This window comes from Brumicola pallidula DSM 14239 = ACAM 615, from assembly GCF_000428905.1.
Classification (GTDB): Bacteria; Pseudomonadota; Gammaproteobacteria; order Enterobacterales; family Alteromonadaceae; genus Glaciecola; species Glaciecola pallidula.
The window spans coordinates 215940-234128 of record NZ_AUAV01000005.1 but is presented as its reverse complement, the minus strand read 5'-3'; the positions used below and the strand labels follow the sequence as shown (position 1 = coordinate 234128).

Below are 18189 nucleotides of genomic sequence, written 5' to 3'. Positions count from 1 at the left end.
AATCTTTGTAATGCGCTTTAACAAATACTAATCTATGGCTATGCGAACAACCCTAAAACATGCTTTTGCTTCATTCTCAGTTGGCTTTGTATTGGTAAGTAGCGTTGTTTCGATTGACGGTGCAGCACAATCGGCGTCTTTTGCTGAATTAACCAGTACTGACATGCGAAATCAATTGCATAGCGACCAATTTACGCTCATCGATGTGGGTGATAATAGACTGCCCATTTTAATATCATTATCTGAGCAGCCTATCACCAAGGGCGTTATCCTTATTATTGGTGACGCCGATATGCCCTTAGGTAGACAAGATTCACTCTCTCATGTTGCTAAATACTTACCCTCAATTGGCTGGACTACCGTGGTAATGCCATCTTTAGGTTTAAGCCTTGGGCCTAATATCGCACTCCCCATTGAGAGTAGCGATACCCAAGCCGTCAACGATAAAGCTGTTGATAATAAGGATAGCAACAATGCACAAAAGGCCAATGAGGATGATGTTGCAATCGCAGTTGCAGAACAAGCATCAAAAAATTCAATAAATGAAAAAAGGGAAGATACAGTAGCACATAGAATAAATAGCAGCTCCATTGTGCCTGCAATAAGTGAAGCTGCATTGGTTGTTTATTCGCAAGAAGTAGAAGCCTATCTTGCTGCCACTCTCACTTATATGGAAATGACGATGGGACATCGTATTGTGGTTAGTCAGGGCATCACAGCAGCAACTATTACCAAGCTAGTTATCGACCGTGACGCGTTGATGCAGCAAATAGATACACTTGTAATCAATAATCCGTATTGGCCAATCCGCAAATTAAACAATAAACTACCGATGCTCATTGCACAAACCTCAATACCGGTTCTGGACCTCGTCAGTCAATGGGATAATAGTTGGAGCAAACAAACTGAGCGGACACGAAGGATAAAAGCAAGGACGGAACTCAAACAAGTATATCGGCAAGCTGATATTATTGGTCAGCCCTTGGACCAGATACAAATGCAATACATTGCCGGTCAAATTAAGGGTTGGACAACTTATTTAGGTTGGTAATGCTTCTTTCGATTTTTTAATCCTTTCTATATATTTATATTATACAGTTACTTAAGCATTCACCTGAGTTGTGGTTCCACGAATTTATTTTCACTACCTATACTTTATACACATCCTAATAAAACTACGTTGGCAGATGACTTTGTTGGTTCAACATTTTATCGATCGCAAGGCAAAACAACTTGCTTTTTACATGCGTTCTTACTGGCAAAACGAGCTTCCCTATGCTGAGCTCGAATGTTTTTTGTGGGACACGTTTGAAGAATGGTCACTAGTAAAAAACCCGCAGTCACAAGCTTATAGCCATAAAGAAAGAATATTTTGGCACGTACTGCACCAAACTCATTATTGGGAGGAACCATTAATACGCAACGACGATTGTATTAAAACTCAATTATTGATGTGTATTTTGTGTTTAGAAGGGCAAGGTTTATGTCCATTAGATGTTGTCGGTATACGCCCCTAAAGTAACCGAAATTAGCATAATTATATCAAAGGCTTGTGGTTGGTGTTCAACGAACAAAATATCGATTTATGATACAATTTTAGACAGAAAAAGGGTAGACGATGGCATCGTGGTGCTCATAACCTTCAAGCATAAAGTCATCGGTCGTTACCCATGTTTCCAGATCTTTCAGTGACGTGATTTTAGGGTTGATCGTCAAGCTGGGGTTAGGAAATGGTGTTCGAGTCAATTGCACATCTCTCATCAATTCGAATTGATTCTCATATATATGAGCATTAACGATTTTATGGTACGCTTTTTTTGGATTAGTCCCCGTAATTTGAGCCACCAGGGCAAGCATTATATACACCTGAATTTGATTAAAATTTAAGCCTAAAGGAACATCACAAGAACGTTGATAGCTGGTTAGATACAAATCCTTGCCTAATAGTGAAAAGTTGTGTGTGTGCATGCATGGACGCAAACAGCCAAGGTCAAATTCACCTGGATTGTAGAATGTAACAATTTCGCCGCGATCATCGATACCTTTGGACAAGTTATCGATAACTTTAGCCAGTTGATCCAATGTCGATCCATCTGGCTTTTGCCAAGTTCTACCTTGAACCCCATAAACTCGACCCATGTCATCCTCACCTTTACGATGCGGATTTGTTAGCCAAGCTTGATTTTCATTTGCATTTGCATTCCAAGTATTGCAACCAATTAAACGGAACTCAGCTGCGCTTTGATAACCCCGTAAATAGCCAAGTAACTCAGCAATAGCAGCCTTATAAAAGCTTTTGCGCGTTGTTATTAGCGGAAAAGACTTATTTTCAACATCATATTCAAGCTCAGCATTGATAACTGTCAAACACTTTTGCCCTGTGCGTTCATTGGTTAACCAAGTCCCTTCATTGACAATGCGCTGACATAGTTGCTCATACTGACTCATGATGACAATTCCTTACCTTTAATTTAACACCTAACATTACTTTTACTAACTGTGAATTAGGCTTTTTCGCCTTTTTTAACGGCATACGCAATCAATGCTGCACCAGCCAGTATCATTGGAATACATAGCATTTGTCCTTGCGATAATCCAAGCGCATTTAAATCAAGATGAGCGTCTGGTTCACGGAAATACTCAACAAAAAACCTAAAAGTACCGTAACCTAATAAGAACAAGCCTCCTACCGAACCAATCGGACGCGGTTTAGCTGAATAGAGCCACAAAATCACAAATAATAAAACACCTTCGAGTGCAAATTCATAAAGCTGTGATGGGTGACGCGGCATGGCACCGGCACCAGGGAACACGAATGCCCAAGGCACGTCAGTAGTCCGGCCCCATAACTCACCATTTATAAAGTTGCCAATACGTCCTGCCCCCAAACCAATGGGCACTAATGGAGCAATAAAATCACCCACGCGTAAAAATGGCCAACCTTGTTTTTTAGAAAACCAAAACGCAGCAACAATGACTCCTAAGCAGCCACCGTGGAAGGACATTCCGCCTTCCCAAATACGGAAGAGATAGAGTGGATTATCAACAAAAACGCTAAAATTATAAAACAGTACATAACCAATGCGGCCGCCTATTACGACACCCATAAAACCCCAAAATAGCAAATCGCTGAGCTGTTCTTTACTCCAATCAGTACGTGAAAGTCGCCTGTTCGCAAGCCAAAACGCAGCTAAAAAGCCAATTAAATACATAACGCCGTACCAGCGCAGCGCAAGTGGGCCAATTTCGAAGATAACAGCGTTTATTGTTGGAAAATCTAAATGCGCAGGGATATTTTGTGCTGAGATGCTCATGTATTACTCAATTCCTATGATCATGCGTATGCTTACTAACACCAAGAAAGCCGCAAAAACTTTCTTCAATTTAGCCGTATCTAATTTCTGACCTAGTTTAACACCAATTGGTGCGGTTAGCATCGACGTTGCAATAATGCCCAAGGTAGCAGGCAAATAAACGTAGCCTAACGACCATTCTGGCAAATCCGGGTTTTTCCAGCCCATAATGACAAAATTCAATGTACCAAAAACCGCGACTATGACGCCGCTAAAAGCTGCACAACCGATGGCTTTTCGAATATTAACCTGAAACCACATTAGTGCAGGAACGATTAATGCGCCACCACCTATGCCCATTAGCGCACAAATAAAACCGGTGGTAGCACCTATTCCGCCAAGCCCGGGTTTACCGATTGTATGCTGTGAGGCTTTTCGAGAACCAAACACCATTTGTAGTGCAATTAAAATAACTAGCACAGCAAAAATACGCTGTAATAAAACACCTGAGATAAAACTAGCAAACTGTGCACCCAAAGTCGCACCAATCGCAATACCAAAAGCACAATAGGTAATTATACGTTTGTCTAAGTTACCTAGTTTATAATGGCTTCGTGCTGAGGAAAGCCCGGTCATAATAACCGTGGATAGAGATGTTGCTATAGCAATCGTCATTCCAATTTCAATATCTATTTGTAGAAAAAAATGCAGTAAAAAGACCATAGCAGGAACGATTAATAAGCCACCACCAATACCCAGTAAACCGGCAAATACACCGACAATAGAACCCAACATTACGCACAATAAAAATATTTCAAAATTTGGATCCATTTACATCTTACTCATTATATAAAAAACGGTGATATGCGATAAAAACGTCAAGATCCCGCTCTTACTAGTCCACCGAGCCCTCTTATTTCAAGATATTGGTCGACAATCTGTTTAACTTGGTCTGGACCAGCACATGACAATATTTGAGGTAATAACGCCTCGAGTTCACAAATAGCGACATTGCGGATAACCCAATTAATCTTACGCAGACTATGTGCATTCATACTCAATTTACGATAGCCCATAGCCATTAGAATTATTGCCCCACTTGGCTCGCCAGCTAATTCACCACAAACAGTTACTGGAATTTTACAAAGCTTGGATGTTTGCACAATTTGATTGAGGGCGATTAATACCGACGGATGATAGCTTGAATATAATTGAGCAACACGAGAATTATTACGATCAACCGCTAGAAGATATTGAGTTAAATCGTTTGTACCGACTGAAAAAAAATCGACTTTTTTTGCAATCTGTTCTAACTGAAAGATTACTGCAGGAACCTCTAACATGACACCTATAGCGGGTTTGAACAACACCTTATTAGTCTTGACCGCTTCTTCTTTTACTTCATGGAAAGCTTGCTTGATAAGTCTATTTGCTTCATCAACTTCGCTAATACTCGACACCATAGGTAACAAAATATGCAAGTTGGTTAAGCCTATACTAGCCCGTAACATTGCTCTAATCTGCATCAGGAAAATTTCTGGATGATCCAGCGTAAGACGAATACCACGCCAGCCCAAAAACGGATTTTCTTCTGATATAGGAAAATAAGATAAAGGCTTGTCGCCTCCGACGTCGAGCGTACGCATAGTCATTTCTTTATCCGGATGCGCACTTAACAGACTATGATAAAGCTCAAATTGCTCCTGTTCAGACGGAAAACGTTCGCGCAACATAAAGGGAATTTCAGTTCGATATAAACCGACTCCAGCACCCTGTTTGTTTTGCTCCATTTCTAAACTTGCCGAAAGACCTGCGTTCACCAATAATGTCATTTCACAGCCATCTGCTGTTTTAGCCGGTTGATCCGCTTCACTTTGAATACGTTGATGCAGCGCCTCTTCTTCGGCAATCAATTGCAGAAATTCAGTCCGAGCTTGATCCTCTGGGGCCAAAACAACCTGTCCTGAATAACCATCAACGAACAGCTCTTGATGATTTAACAAGCTAAGCGGAACGCCACCTAAACCCATGACAGCAGGCACTCCCATTGCACGCGCTAAGATGGCGGCGTGCGAATTGTTGGAGCCTTGAATCGAAACTATTGCTTTTAATTTCCCCGCAGGAAATTCAGCTAGCATCGGCGCTGACACTTCGCGCGCAACAAGAATGGCACTCTGGGGTATGTTCGTTGCAGTATTTATGGGTGAGCCTGACCCATTCATAATGTTATGCAATATACGATTAGACAAGTCGATTATATCAACGGCCCGTTCTTGCATATACGGGTCTTCCATAGCTGCAAATCGCGCGGCGTAGCTATCCACAACTAATTTTAATGATGATGCTGCATCCCAGCATTCACGAATTTTTTGCTCTACTTCTCGTCCCAAACTATTAGCGTCAAGTAGTTGCTCATACAGCTGAAATATAGCTTTTACGTCTTCGGGTAGGCTGTCACCTAGATTATCCGACAATCTGGCAACTTGAATTCTGGTGAGCTCAACAGCCTCCCGATAACGCTCTATTTCTTTTTGTTGATCGGTAGTTTTGCGAACGATGAGTTGGCTTAGTTCGTGCTTCATATTGAACACAACAGCCTGACCTAAAGCCAGACCAGGAGCGCCAGGCACGCCATTAATACTTTTGTGAGCATCAATAGTTGTTTCAGAGTTAACGTCCAGAACGCCACGAATTTCCGCATTCGCAATCTCGAGTCCAATTTGCGTAGCCAGAGTCACTAAAAAAGCTTCTTCGTCTTCGCTAAAGCGCCGAATAGACTTTTGCTGCATTGACATAACACCCAACAACTTCCGCTGATGAATTATCGGTGTGCCGATAAATGCAAAAAAGGCGTCTTCATTAACTTCAGGATAATGTTTGAAACGGGGGTGCAGAGGCGCATTTTCGATATTGAGTGGTTCTTCTCTTTGACCAACTAAACCGATCAGGCCTTCATTAAAACCTATCTTAACCTGATTAATCGCTGTTTTATCAAGTCCATCAGTGGCTTTTAAAACTAGTACTTGGTTCTTATAATCAGCCAAATAAATAGAACACGAATCCACTTTCATCGTTTCTCTAACCAACATAGCAAGGCGCGCCAAAGCAGGCTCCAAACCCGGAATTTGGTTTACTTCTTGAACTATTCTTTTCAGGGTTGTTAGCATGCATTAGGCTCCATTGCGGTTAACAAAACGAGTAAGGCAAACTTTAAGCATTAACTGCCTTAGGGCTATGTTTGCGGTCTTGGGCGACGCCGTTTGTTTTTTCGGTTGTTGTTAGGCAAATGAGAATGAGGCTTTTGCGCAGGCAATACGATAGGCGCAAACTCTTTCATGACTTTTCGATAAACATCACGTTTAAACGAGACAACATTGCGTATGGGGTACCAGTAACTGACCCAACGCCAATCGTCAAATTCAGGGTGCCCTGATTGTAAAAGATCGACATCTTTTTCATCACACTTTAAGGTGAGCAAAAACCACTTCTGTTTTTGGCCAATACATACAGGGCTAGATCCCTTTCTTACAAGGCGTTTAGGCAATTTATAACGAAGCCAGTTTCGGGTCACCCCCACTATACTTACGTCTTTTTCAAGCAACCCCACTTCCTCGTGAAGTTCCCTATACATTGCCTGTTCAGCAGTCTCCCCTTGGTCAATTCCGCCTTGTGGGAACTGCCATGAATGTTGGCCATATCGACGAGCCCAAAATACTTGACCCATTTTATTGCATATAATAATGCCAACATTCGCGCGGAATCCTTCGGCATCAATCACTTAGATTACCCAGCGCATTTATACTTTTATATTTGTCTATTCTTCCATAAACTAGGGATTATGCAAAGCAATAGCGTTAATTATTTAATAAGTGAAGCCTTAACCCCATGCAATCAATACAAACACCACAGAATCCTCCTTCATCTATAGAGGACCTTATGCAACGAGCGCGGGCTTTGGCAGGCCTTACCCTAGGTGACTTAGCGAGAGCGGCGAATATAGAGATACCGGTTAATTTCAAAATTCAGAAAGGTTGGACAGGACAATTAATCGAACTTTGGCTAGGGGCAAGTGCGGGGTCGAAGCCTGAGCAAGATTTCCCTGAACTAGGTGTTGAATTGAAAACACTACCTCTGTCATATGACAATAAGCCACTTGAAACTACCTATGTCTGTTATGCACCGCTCACTAATAACACTGGCGTAAATTGGGAAAACTGTAACGTACGCAATAAATTACAGTGTGTATTATGGTTACCCGTGCAAGGTGAAAGAGAAATACCACCGAGTGAGCGCATCGTAGGATCCCCTATTTTGTGGCAACCTAGCGCGCAACAAAACGCGCAACTGCAGTACGACTGGGAAGAATTAATGGACATGATTAGCTTAGGTCAAGTTGAGCGCATAGACGCAACCGTGGGAAGTTATTTGCAACTTCGTCCCAAAGCCGCTAATGGTGCAGTCGTTACAGAGGCTATTGGTGAAGATGGACAGTTCATAAAAACACGCCCAAGGGGCTTCTACTTGCGTAAAAATTTCACTCAACATATTTTAGAGAGCGCTTTTGTAGGCTAAATTGACTGATTTATTGCGCCGGATCAATTATTAATTAAGTGCTTATTGCAGAATTTCTGTTGCCTGCTATTTTCTGAGTATTACTCCTTAGCATATTATTTTTCAATGGAACGTCCTTATCCATTGAGCTGTTCAACCGAGGTACGCTGGTATGGCACTTTTTATTACTGAAGAATGCATTAATTGTGACTTATGTGCAGAAGAATGTCCAAACGAAGCAATTACAATGGGCGCTGAAATTTACGAAATTAATGCTGACAAATGCACCGAGTGCGTTGGTCATTATGAAGAGCCAAGCTGTGTTGGTGTTTGCCCCGTAGAATGCATTGAAGTTAATCCAAAACGCAAAGAAACGGTAGCGCAATTAACTGAAAAATTTGCGCGTTTACAGGCCTAAATATGTTCGTGCGATTTAGATCACAAGGTGAGGTGAGCCCTGCGGATGAGATGATATCGACAGTCGCATGTACTGTCTTGTTGTGAAACTGATGCACTCTTATAGCTTTGTTTGCAGGTATCAGTCCAGACGACAAAGATGGGTCTTGAGTAGCTACTCCCGTTGGGCATTTATTGGTATTGCAAGATAATGATTGGACGCAACCCAATGCCAACATCATGCCTCTCGCAGTGGTGAACCAATAGAATTAGAATATTCTGGCGGCGCAGCACCCGTTCCACCCTCTCCACCGTCGACAGTAACAAAATCAAGCGTGATATTGAGCTCAACCATGGCTTTGCAAATAGCCACAAATTTGCTCCGTCTGCCCAATGCAAGCTTTATCCCAATCGGCTTACCGCCACTAAGGTCACGCAAGGTTTGTACAAAATTAACCAGCTCAATAGGCGTGCTAAAAGCACTATGCGTGGATGGTGAGTCAACTTGAGTACCCACTTTCACGCCGCGAATATCAGCAATTTCTTGCGTATTCTTGCTTGCCGGTAGAATTCCTCCATGGCCAGGTTTTGCGCCTTGAGAGAGTTTAATTTCTATCATTTTAATATTTATATGTGCTGCTTGTTGGCTAAATTTTTCTGCGTCGAAACCACCCGCATCGTTTCTGCAGCCAAAGTAGCCCGTTCCAACTTGCCAGACAACATCAGCACCGTATTCAAGATGATAAGGGCTAACACCACCCTCCCCCGTATTGTGATAAAAACCGCCTAACTTCGCTCCTTTGTTCAGCACTTGCAGTGCTGGTTTACTCAAACTGCCAAAACTCATGGCTGAAATGTTTAGGATACTCGCAGAATAGGGCTGTTTGCAGTGACGACTGCCGATGATGATACGCGGATCCAAGTCAATATCATCGACGTTTAGCGCAGACAAAGAATGAGCAATCCATTCATAGCCTGTTTTATAGGTATCAACCTGTGTGCCAAATGGAATAGTATCGCGGCTGTTTTTCGCTCGCTGATAGACAATATTTCGAAACATGCGACTGATAGGCGCACCGCCAGCGTCGGTCTCTAATATGTATTGTTGAACAAATGGTCGAACGCTTTCAATAATCCATCGAGCTCTTCCGATCAATGGAAAGTTGCGCAATATTGCGTGTTTTGTTTGCCTACCATCGTATATCGCAGTCATCAACTGAGGTAACGTAATAATCAAAACTAAGCAATAAGGGGAACAAGGAGTGAAATCAACACGACAAATAGGTTAATCCCAATCAGCACTTGAAAAATAGTTTTACGCACAGTGCCCCTTGTCAAGTGATGAATAAATAATAGTCATTTAATTTCTGCGGTGTTTTTTTGCTTGCTATCGCGATGCGCTAGATCCTCGGATGACATCACAACACCGTCCTTAGTGCCATTCTTGTCGCTCTTCTTGTCGCTATTCTGGTCGCTATTGCTTCGTTCGCCTTCGCTTTCGTTCTTAGCTAATTCGTCACGAGCCTCACAAGTCACTGTGATGCTATACGTAAATACGGCTCCTAATAAAACCACAACCCAACTCAAGTACACCCAAACAAATAGAATGGGAATGACAGCTAATGCGCCATAGATGACCTGGTATGATGGAAAACTGGTTACATACAGCGCAAAGCCCTTCTTAGATAACTCAAACAATACGGTGGCTAATAGGGCACCGCAAAATGCATATTTTGCTCTTACCGTTCGATTAGGGACTATCATGTATAAGATTAAGAACGCGCCGATAGCAGCAAAACTTGGCACCAGCTTGAGAAAGAAGGTTCCCAGTCCTGGAGTGTATTCTTCGGCAAAATTAGCAAGCCCTGCAAGGTAAGAACTGACTACTATGCTGGAGCCTATTAAAAAAGGACCTAGGGTGATAACCATCCAATAAATCGCAAAGGTATAAATGAGTGGACGTTCGGCTTGCGTTCGCCATATATGGTTAAAGGTTTTATCGATATTGGATATCAATAGTAGCGCTACCAGTAATAGAGAGACAATACTAACAGCGCCCATACCTGATGCATTGGCCACAAATTCAGCCACATAATCTTGCACTACATCGCCGGCGGTAGGTACAAAATTACTGAATATAAAGTTTTCTAGTTGACCTCTGACTTCAGCAAATGCAGGAAAGGCTGACATGATCATAAAAAAAACCATGATTACAGGAACCAGCGAAAGCAAAGAAACGTAAGCCAAGTGCCCCGCCGAAATGGTGATCCGCTCAGAACGCATATGTTCGATGAAAGCCTTACCAACATCAATAATTAGCGGTTGATAATAACTTACTTGTTTAGTGACACGATTGGATAAATTCAACTCAGCAAGCTCCACTTGTTGCTGCTAGTAGCGTCTTTTGATAGCTAAAAATGAAAAATAACCGACGCATTATAAGATTGTTAGTTTACCTCTAACAGCATCGAACTTAAACCTATCTTATAAGAATGCCTAATAAAAATGCTTATTTTTGACTGCGTAAACCTAACATATGACAAATCGCATAACTTAATTCACAGCGATTCAATGTATAAAAGTGAAAGTGCTTCACACCTTCTTTTGCCAATACTTTAACCATATCCATCGCAATATTCGCGCCCATCAAATTTCTGGTTGCTTGGTCGTCGGCATCCAAGCCTTCATACATTTTATGTAACCAGTTAGGTACATGCACGTTGGTGAAGCCGGCAAATCGCTGCAGTGTTTGGTAATTCGTTACAGGAAGAATACCTGGCACAATATCTAAATCGATACCAGCCGCTGCAGCTCTATCTCTGAAACGCAAAAAGACGCTAGTATCAAAGAAGAACTGCGTAATCGCTTCATTTGCGCCCGCTTGTGCTTTGCGTTTTAAATTCAATAGGTCAAATTGTGCATTCGGTGCTTCTGGATGTTTTTCTGGATACGCAGCAACGGAGATATCAAAATCAGCAACGTCTTTCAATAAAGTCACCAGATCACTAGCATGCATGTCAGTTTTATCGACGCCTTTTGGCAAATCGCCGCGCAAAGCCACTATGCGTCGAATTCCCGAATCCCAATAGTCCTTTGCAATTAACTTAAGTTCATCGGGTGTTGCATCCACGCACGTCAAATGTGGTGCGGTTGAAACGCCGGTTTCTTTATAAATTCGTTTAACAACCGCGTGAGTTCTGTCTCTTTCACCGCTATTCGCGCCGTAAGTAACCGACATATATTTTGGTTTTAGCGGTGCGAGGCGTTCTACCGACTTCCACAATGTATTTTCCATCGCCTCTGAATTTGGCGGAAAAAATTCAAACGAAACATCTATATCTCTCAATTCTGATAGAGACTGATTCAGTGCATCGATGCCTTGGGCATATGAAACCATTGTTTTTCCGCTTATATCTGGACGTTTAGACGTCTAAACTACGTTTTAAACGCTTAGACGTCAAGAAGTTTACACTTCTAGATTGATATTTTTCCTATACGGGTTAGAATTTTAAAATAACTAAAACAACAAGGATTCACATGGCAGAGTGGAATGGTAAATATATACACCCTTATGCGGAGCATGGCAAAAAAAACGAGCAAGTTAAAAAGGTCACCGTTTCAATTCCAATTAATGTACTAAAAGTGCTTACGGATGAACGCACCAGACGCCAAGTGAACAATCTGCGTCATGCGACTAATTCAGAATTGTTATGTGAAGCATTTTTGCATGCATTTACAGGCCAACCGTTACCTTATGATGGTGACCTGAAAAAAGATAATCCGAATCGTATTCCAGCCTCAGCAAGAGAAATCATGCGAGAAATGGGCATTGAGATTGATGCAGTAGAAGCGGAATAAAATCTCACTATCAGATTGTGCGATTACTTTTATAATCGAATGAGCCCTATTCTAGGGTTCATTCATGATAATTTTAGTCGCTTTTGGTGCTTTTAATGAACTCATCTAACGCTAAATAAAATGGCTCTTTCGCTTCTTTTTGAGAACCTAGAACGTTCCCTTTATGAGCCATCAACATGTCTTATTTTCAACACCAAGTTTCCCCCACATACTATATTATGCTTTGTCTGCAGCTGATCAACAGCCATCTAAAGAAAGCGAACAACTACAAAATAATAAACGAGCCATATTAATTCCTTTTTGTTTGTAGTAATCGTCATTTTTGCATGCAGTATCTTGCCAATCAAGACAGGTGACACCGAACTAAACGACGCTAAAGTCAATTATAGTCAATACAATAATTAAACAAACGCCATTAAATTGACTTAAAGACCTTTAAAATCGTATTATAAAATCTGGTTATTACAAATAACAGCTTACATTTTGTTGAAAAATCAAAAGGAGAATGTCGATTCTCGTAAGTTTTTTATGTTTCAGAATATCAATTTATAGGGCGTCGTCCATTGCGGGATATTAACCCAAATTTTCACACTAACGTTGTTTACCAGCATCAAACTATCAAAGTTTCAGGTGGACATGAACTTTACATTGAGCAAAGCGGTAACCCCCAAGGCATCCCTGTAATATATATGCACGGTGGCCCAGGCGCTGGTTTATGCGAGAACTATCAATGGCCCTTCAACCCAAAAAAATACCACATTATTGGTGTTGCGCAGAGAGGTTGTGGACGCTCTATGCCATTTGGAGATACCAATAACAATACGACTCAGTTGTTAGTTCACGATTTTGAAACTGTTCGCCAACAATTGGGCATTGATAAATGGGTGGTGTTCGGCGGATCATGGGGCTCAACTTTGGCCTTACTTTACACAATTAAATACCCTAAACTTGTTATTTCAATGGTTTTACGCGGCGTATTCCTAGCACGTAAAGAAGACGCCGAGTGGTTTTTACTGCCATCAGGTGGCGCGGCGCAAGTATATCCAGAGGAGTACGAAAAATTTTCAAGACACCTTATTGACTCATCTTCAGCGGATGCAGTGTGCAAACGATTTATTAGTTTATTCCAAAATAATGACCCTAGCATCAGCCTCCCAGCATTAAAATCATGGTTTGATTGGGAGGGATGCATCTCCCGACTGACTGCTCCAAATGTGATGATGAGTGATTTTAGTGCTGATAGGCAAATAAAAAGCTTAGCACTGCTGGAGTGTCACTATCTTCTCAATAAATGCTTTATTGAAGAAAACTACATAATGGACAATATTACAAAAATTATAGATATCCCATGTCATATTGTCCACGGGCGATATGATATGGTTTGCAAACTAGAGGCAGCCTATTGTGTCCACAAAGCACTGCCTCAATCTACGCTAACAATCGTTAATAAAGCAGGTCACAGTATGTCTGAAGTAGGTATTGCCAAGGAACTCATTAATATAATGAATGAAATGTTTGAAACAGGTGAAGATTTTTGAAAGGCCTGATTCAAAGAGTAACCTCAGCATCTGTAAGCATAAATGGAAAAACAGTAGCTAACATTGGCACTGGTATTGTTCTTTTACTTGGCGTTGAAAAAGATGACAGCGCATTACAAATCCAAAAAATGGCTCGAAAGGTTTTCAATTATCGAATATTTACTGATGCTGATGGTAAAATGAATAAAAGCCTTTTTGATATGAATGGCGAGTTGCTAGTGGTATCGCAATTTACATTAGTCGCCGATACGACAAAAGGTAACAGGCCAAGCTTTTCGAAAGGTGCAACACCAGAACACGGAGAGTTGATCTATCAGGCGTTCATTAAACATGTTGCAACTGAATTCCACGAGTGTCAGACAGGCGTATTCGGTGCGGATATGTCTGTATCATTAGTAAATGACGGGCCCGTCACGTTTTGGATTGAAACGTAGATCCAACGCTACCCATACATCTGCTATCGAAGCGCATAATCCTATTAGCCACTAGTCAACGATGCGCCATTCAAGATACACTAGCCGACTACCAAAAGACGACGTCAACGCGAAACAACGAACGAGGTTAGCTATTGTTTACCATATCAACACCTAGATCAGAACAAGAACGCAATGACTATTTTCATTTTAGGTGGATGTGGCTTCGTGAGCAATGGGGGTTTCCTCCTGGTTCTGAGAAAGATGAATACGAGACAGTCAGCGAACATAGAGCTGTTTTGAGTCCGTCTGGCGATATTGTTGCTTGCGGTCGGATACATTTAAACTCCGCGGAAGAGGCGCAGATTAGACATATAGCGGTTGATAAGAAATACCGACGCAAAGGGGTTGGGCAACTCATATTAGGCGCATTGGAAGTGGTAGCTCGTGATTTAGGCGCCAAGCGAGCTGTCACAAACTCTCGTGAAACCTCAATGTCATTTTTCTCTGCATGTGGTTTTGAAATTGAAAGCAAAGCACCAACAGAGCTTGGCAAACTAAAACGCAAGCACATGTTCAAAATACTAGTAGACAACAACGTACTCATATTACATCCACAGTGGTGTAAAGAATTACAAGATACCTGGCATGAAAAAATTCCGATCACAGAGCACATGGGTATCAAGTTATATCAATATACTGAACGTACAATAGAAACTAGGGCATCGTTAAATAAAAACATCAACCTGCACGGTTCAATGTTTGCTGGCAGTATCTTTTCACAAGCAACTCTAACCGGTTGGGGAATGATATTTTTGCAGCTTAAACAAAAAGACTTAAAGGGAGAAATTGTGCTCGGTGACGGCAATATTCATTATCATAGACCGATTACAATTCGCCCTCGTGCTATTTGCAATATTGAGTCAGTGAAAGCCCGTTTTGATTTACTAAAAGCAAACAAAAAGTGCCCTATTGAACTTACTGTTGATATTCATGATGATGACACTTCGGTAGCAAGTTTTACCGGGAAATACTGGGTTATTCCACCTAAAAAAGACGAAGAATAAAGTTGCCAGAACAATTGCTGCAACCCTGTGCAAACCTCAGTCCCTGGGCGCTAAGCCAAATTGAGCTTACGTTGAGAGCGCCAATTATCTATGCTAAATTCGCCAGCTCCTCTTGCAGACAAGACCAATAACCCAGCCATAATTGCCATATTTTTGAAGAAATTTTGGGTTTCATGCACCACATCTGCACCCTCAGGCAGGTCCCAGAAATTATGCATATACAAACTAATGAGCAGTGTTATCCCAGCCAATAAGAATGCAGATAGCTTTGTTTTAAAACCGAAAATAACAACGAATCCTAATAAAATTTGTAATACGATGGTGACCGGAAGTAATACGTCAATAAATGGCACATTGTGTTTCGACATGTATTGCATCATGAATTCATATTGCGTGATTTTTTGGACACCCGGTATAATAAAATAGGCACCGAGTAAAAAACGGCCCAATAATAAACTGAGCAACTCAAGCAACTTAGTTATGTTGTCCATCGCTAATATCCTTTTTATAAGTGCTTTTTATAAGTGCTTTTTATAAGTGCTTTTTTTAAATTAATTACTTCGCTTACGTTAACGATAATGTTAAAAAAAAAAGTGCCCATGTTTCCATGCGCACTTTGTTGCATATTTCTAGCAAATAAGCGGACAACAAGCCTCAGCAATATCTAATTAAGCCATCGCTGCTTGTAGTTTTTTCATTGCGTTTTTTTCGATTTGGCGAACACGTTCAGCTGATACTTGATACTCATCCGCTAGATCTTGTAGCGTCATTTTATCGTCCGACAACCAACGCGTTTCAATAATGTGCTGACTTCTTGGATCTAGCGTTTTGATTGCTGAATGTAGACTGTTTGATGCATTTTTGTCATGGGCGTTGTTGATAACGTCCATTTCAACATCAGTTGATTTGTCCTCTAGATACTGAGCTGGCGCAAACGTGCTTGACTCATCATCGTCAGCTGATAAATCGAAAGATGCGTCGTGGCTGCTCATGCGAGCTTCCATTTGCAATACTTCCTTAGTACTCACTCCGAGCTCTTCTGCAACTTTTTGTACTTCTTCGTGAGTAAACCAACCTAAACGCTTTTTCGCTTTACGAAGGTTAAAAAATAATTTACGTTGCGCTTTCGTTGTTGCAACTTTTACGATCCGCCAGTTTTTCAATACGAACTCGTGGATCTCTGCTTTTATCCAATGCACTGCAAACGATACCAAGCGCACTCCAACATTGGGATCAAAGCGTTTAACCGCCTTCATTAGACCAATATTACCTTCTTGAATTAGGTCCGCTTGTGGTAAACCGTAACCAGCATAAGACTTTGCAACATGCACAACGAAGCGCAGGTGAGACATAACCAATTTACGCGCAGCTTCAAGATCGCCCTCATCAAATAGACGCACAGCTAAAGAATTTTCTTCGTCTGCTGTAAGCATATTGATGCGACTAACCGCTTGAACATAGCTTTCGATACTGCCAATCCGCGGGACACTCAATGCCAATGTTTGCATTTTTGTACTCATTTTTACCTCATTACTTAATTCTATAAAACGACTTTCAGTGCTGCTGATTTCACTGTGTCTGCATCGACACTGTTATATACAGTTTTATGCACACTTTGTATAGACAATATACAAGAACCAAAGTTCGATTAAATTATTAGGTTTAATATAGGGATTCTTTATCAAAGTTCAAGCCCAGAGTAATAAAAAGTTGGCCATTCAAATGATTTTCTTTCTAATTAAACAATTACACACTATCATTATATGCTAAATTCGTAAATTGATCACAAAATAAGCAATTTATTTCTATAGTTGCTTACATCTTTGAGCACTTAATTAATGTTTTCATATGTTGCAAGGCAAGCTATTTATAATGTTGAAAAACGTGTATTTGCTTATGAGTTATTATTCAGGGACGGTGATAGCAATTGTTTCCCCGACATGTCTCCCGACGAAGCGACTAGTAGTATGATTGCGAACAGTCATCTGACTGTAGGTATTGAAGATATTACCTTCAAAAAACCCGCTTTTATTAATTTTCATAAAGACACGCTGTTATACCGATTCCCTTCAACGCTGGACCCCTTAAGCGTCGTAATTGAAATAGTCGAAACGGTTGAAGTTAACGATGAGCTAGTGCAAGCCTGCAAACACATTCGCGACCTCGGTTATCAACTCGCACTCGATGATTATGATTTTGCCCCACGCTGGGATGTATTTCTTCCTTTCATTGACTTTATAAAGGTTGAAGTAGAGGAAATAGATAAGCAAGGCGCCGCTGCAATAGCAAAAATTCAAATACTGAATGCCCGAGGCATTAAGATTATTGCTGAAAAAGTAGAAACTCATGAACAATTTGAACGATTCAAAGCCATGGGAGTAAAGCTCTTTCAAGGGTATTTTTTAGCCCGACCAGAAATGATCCGACATCGTGATTTGAATGCGTCACTAAATTCAGTCACCAAACTTGTTAGTTTAAGTAGTTCACCTAATTTTGATACTAAAGAAGTCATCAAGGTTATTGAAAAGGATGTTGGCTTAGCTTATAAATTGATGCGCTTTATCAATAATCCAATGATTAATAAACGGCAAAAAATTGAATCGCTGCAACACGCCATTAATTATATGGGCCATGTTGAAATTAAGAAGTTTATTGCACTGCTTGCACTCGCTAATATGCGTGGTGAAAAACCCACTGAACTGCTCATTCAATCCCTAGTTAGAGCACGTTTTTGCTCTCTTATGTCCATTGAACTAGAATTACCCGAAAACCCGCCAACCAGCTTTTTGCTGGGCTTGTTTTCAATGCTTGACGCGTTGCTCGATCAAACCATGGAAAATTTGGTTGGAAAGCTTCCGGTTGGTCAAGAATTACGCGACGCCTTGTGTAAAAAGAACATCGACTCGACGATGGGACTGCAAATGCGAGCCTGCTTCGCATTTGAGGAAGCCAATTGGGACGAGGTAGATTACGTCGCACTTCAATTTGAGCTTACGGGTGAGCGTTTGTACACGCTTTATTATGAAGCAATGCATTGGGCTCAAAATATGAATGGTTCAATTAGCTAAAACCT

General features: G+C 41.1%; 18 protein-coding genes and 1 pseudogene. 9 read left to right on the top strand and 10 right to left on the bottom strand.

Annotated elements, in window-relative coordinates; all coding sequences use genetic code 11:
* Positions 1-34: 34 nt before the first annotated feature.
* Both G399_RS0101110 and G399_RS0101105 read left to right on the top strand, forming a co-directional pair.
* Positions 35-1051, top strand: a complete 1017-nt coding sequence (locus tag G399_RS0101110) for a DUF3530 family protein (protein ID WP_006013618.1) — start codon at positions 35-37, stop codon at positions 1049-1051.
* A gap of 136 nt (positions 1052-1187) precedes the next feature.
* Positions 1188-1517, top strand: coding sequence for a hypothetical protein (locus tag G399_RS0101105; RefSeq protein WP_006013615.1), 330 nt, complete (start codon positions 1188-1190; stop codon positions 1515-1517).
* 79 nt (positions 1518-1596) lie between these two features.
* Here the strand turns inward: G399_RS0101105 and G399_RS0101100 are convergent, their stop codons facing one another.
* The 5 genes from G399_RS0101100 to rppH all read right to left on the bottom strand — a co-directional run bounded on the left by G399_RS0101100 (position 1597) and on the right by rppH (position 7071).
* On the bottom strand, positions 1597-2448 hold the full coding sequence (locus G399_RS0101100; RefSeq protein WP_006013612.1) for a thymidylate synthase: 852 nt from the start codon (positions 2446-2448) through the stop codon (positions 1597-1599).
* A 56-nt stretch (positions 2449-2504) separates the two neighbouring features.
* Positions 2505-3314, bottom strand: coding sequence for a prolipoprotein diacylglyceryl transferase (gene lgt, locus G399_RS0101095; RefSeq protein ID WP_006013609.1), 810 nt, complete (start codon positions 3312-3314; stop codon positions 2505-2507).
* A gap of 3 nt (positions 3315-3317) precedes the next feature.
* Complete coding sequence (locus G399_RS0101090; RefSeq protein ID WP_006013607.1) at positions 3318-4124, bottom strand: sulfite exporter TauE/SafE family protein; 807 nt, start codon at positions 4122-4124, stop codon at positions 3318-3320.
* Positions 4125-4171: 47 nt separating this feature from the next.
* Complete coding sequence (gene ptsP, locus G399_RS0101085; RefSeq protein WP_006013604.1) at positions 4172-6460, bottom strand: phosphoenolpyruvate--protein phosphotransferase; 2289 nt, start codon at positions 6458-6460, stop codon at positions 4172-4174.
* A 65-nt stretch (positions 6461-6525) separates the two neighbouring features.
* Positions 6526-7071 carry an RNA pyrophosphohydrolase gene (gene rppH / locus G399_RS0101080; RefSeq protein WP_006013601.1) on the bottom strand — a complete coding sequence of 182 codons (546 nt, stop codon included), beginning with the start codon at positions 7069-7071 and terminating at the stop codon, positions 6526-6528.
* 107 nt (positions 7072-7178) lie between these two features.
* On the opposite strand from rppH, the gene mutH reads away from it, so the two are divergent.
* On the top strand, positions 7179-7865 hold the full coding sequence (mutH, locus tag G399_RS0101075; protein WP_026843337.1) for a DNA mismatch repair endonuclease MutH: 687 nt from the start codon (positions 7179-7181) through the stop codon (positions 7863-7865).
* A 151-nt stretch (positions 7866-8016) separates the two neighbouring features.
* Positions 8017-8262 (top strand): YfhL family 4Fe-4S dicluster ferredoxin, encoded by a 246-nt coding sequence (locus tag G399_RS0101070; protein WP_006013594.1) that lies wholly within the window; start codon positions 8017-8019, stop codon positions 8260-8262.
* On the opposite strand, the pseudogene G399_RS19920 reads toward G399_RS0101070, so the two are convergent.
* The 3 genes and pseudogenes from G399_RS19920 to metF form a co-directional block, all read right to left on the bottom strand.
* A pseudogene (locus G399_RS19920) lies at positions 8249-9563 on the bottom strand (FMN-binding glutamate synthase family protein); the annotation flags it as partial. The gene G399_RS0101070 and the pseudogene G399_RS19920 sit on opposite strands and share 14 nt — an antisense overlap.
* Positions 9564-9596: 33 nt before the next feature.
* Entirely contained in the window at positions 9597-10556 is a 960-nt protein-coding gene (locus tag G399_RS0101060; RefSeq protein ID WP_244877383.1) for a virulence factor BrkB family protein, read from the bottom strand.
* Positions 10557-10749: 193 nt separating this feature from the next.
* Positions 10750-11637 carry a methylenetetrahydrofolate reductase gene (gene metF / locus G399_RS0101055; RefSeq protein ID WP_006013586.1) on the bottom strand — a complete coding sequence of 296 codons (888 nt, stop codon included), beginning with the start codon at positions 11635-11637 and terminating at the stop codon, positions 10750-10752.
* Positions 11638-11777: 140 nt separating this feature from the next.
* Between metF and metJ the strand changes: the two genes are divergently transcribed.
* The 4 genes from metJ (at position 11778) to G399_RS0101030 (ending at position 15116) form a co-directional block, all read left to right on the top strand.
* Entirely contained in the window at positions 11778-12098 is a 321-nt protein-coding gene (gene metJ / locus G399_RS0101050) for a met regulon transcriptional regulator MetJ (RefSeq protein ID WP_006013584.1), read from the top strand.
* Between the two features lie 563 nt (positions 12099-12661).
* Positions 12662-13636, top strand: a complete 975-nt coding sequence (pip, locus tag G399_RS0101040) for a prolyl aminopeptidase (RefSeq protein WP_006013580.1) — start codon at positions 12662-12664, stop codon at positions 13634-13636.
* Positions 13633-14070 (top strand): D-aminoacyl-tRNA deacylase, encoded by a 438-nt coding sequence (dtd, locus tag G399_RS0101035; protein WP_006013578.1) that lies wholly within the window; start codon positions 13633-13635, stop codon positions 14068-14070. The genes pip and dtd overlap by 4 nt, the downstream gene beginning before the upstream one ends.
* Before the next feature lie 134 nt (positions 14071-14204).
* Entirely contained in the window at positions 14205-15116 is a 912-nt protein-coding gene (locus G399_RS0101030; protein WP_026843336.1) for a bifunctional GNAT family N-acetyltransferase/hotdog fold thioesterase, read from the top strand.
* Positions 15117-15166: 50 nt separating this feature from the next.
* Here G399_RS0101030 and G399_RS0101025 read toward each other — a convergent pair whose 3' ends face one another.
* Both G399_RS0101025 and rpoH read right to left on the bottom strand, forming a co-directional pair.
* Positions 15167-15607, bottom strand: coding sequence for a DoxX family protein (locus G399_RS0101025; RefSeq protein WP_006013573.1), 441 nt, complete (start codon positions 15605-15607; stop codon positions 15167-15169).
* Positions 15608-15784: 177 nt separating this feature from the next.
* Positions 15785-16636, bottom strand: a complete 852-nt coding sequence (gene rpoH, locus G399_RS0101015; protein WP_006013568.1) for an RNA polymerase sigma factor RpoH — start codon at positions 16634-16636, stop codon at positions 15785-15787.
* A gap of 318 nt (positions 16637-16954) precedes the next feature.
* Here rpoH and G399_RS0101010 point away from each other — a divergent pair, with 318 nt between their 5' ends.
* Positions 16955-18184, top strand: coding sequence for an EAL and HDOD domain-containing protein (locus G399_RS0101010; protein ID WP_006013565.1), 1230 nt, complete (start codon positions 16955-16957; stop codon positions 18182-18184).
* Positions 18185-18189: the final 5 nt, after the last annotated feature.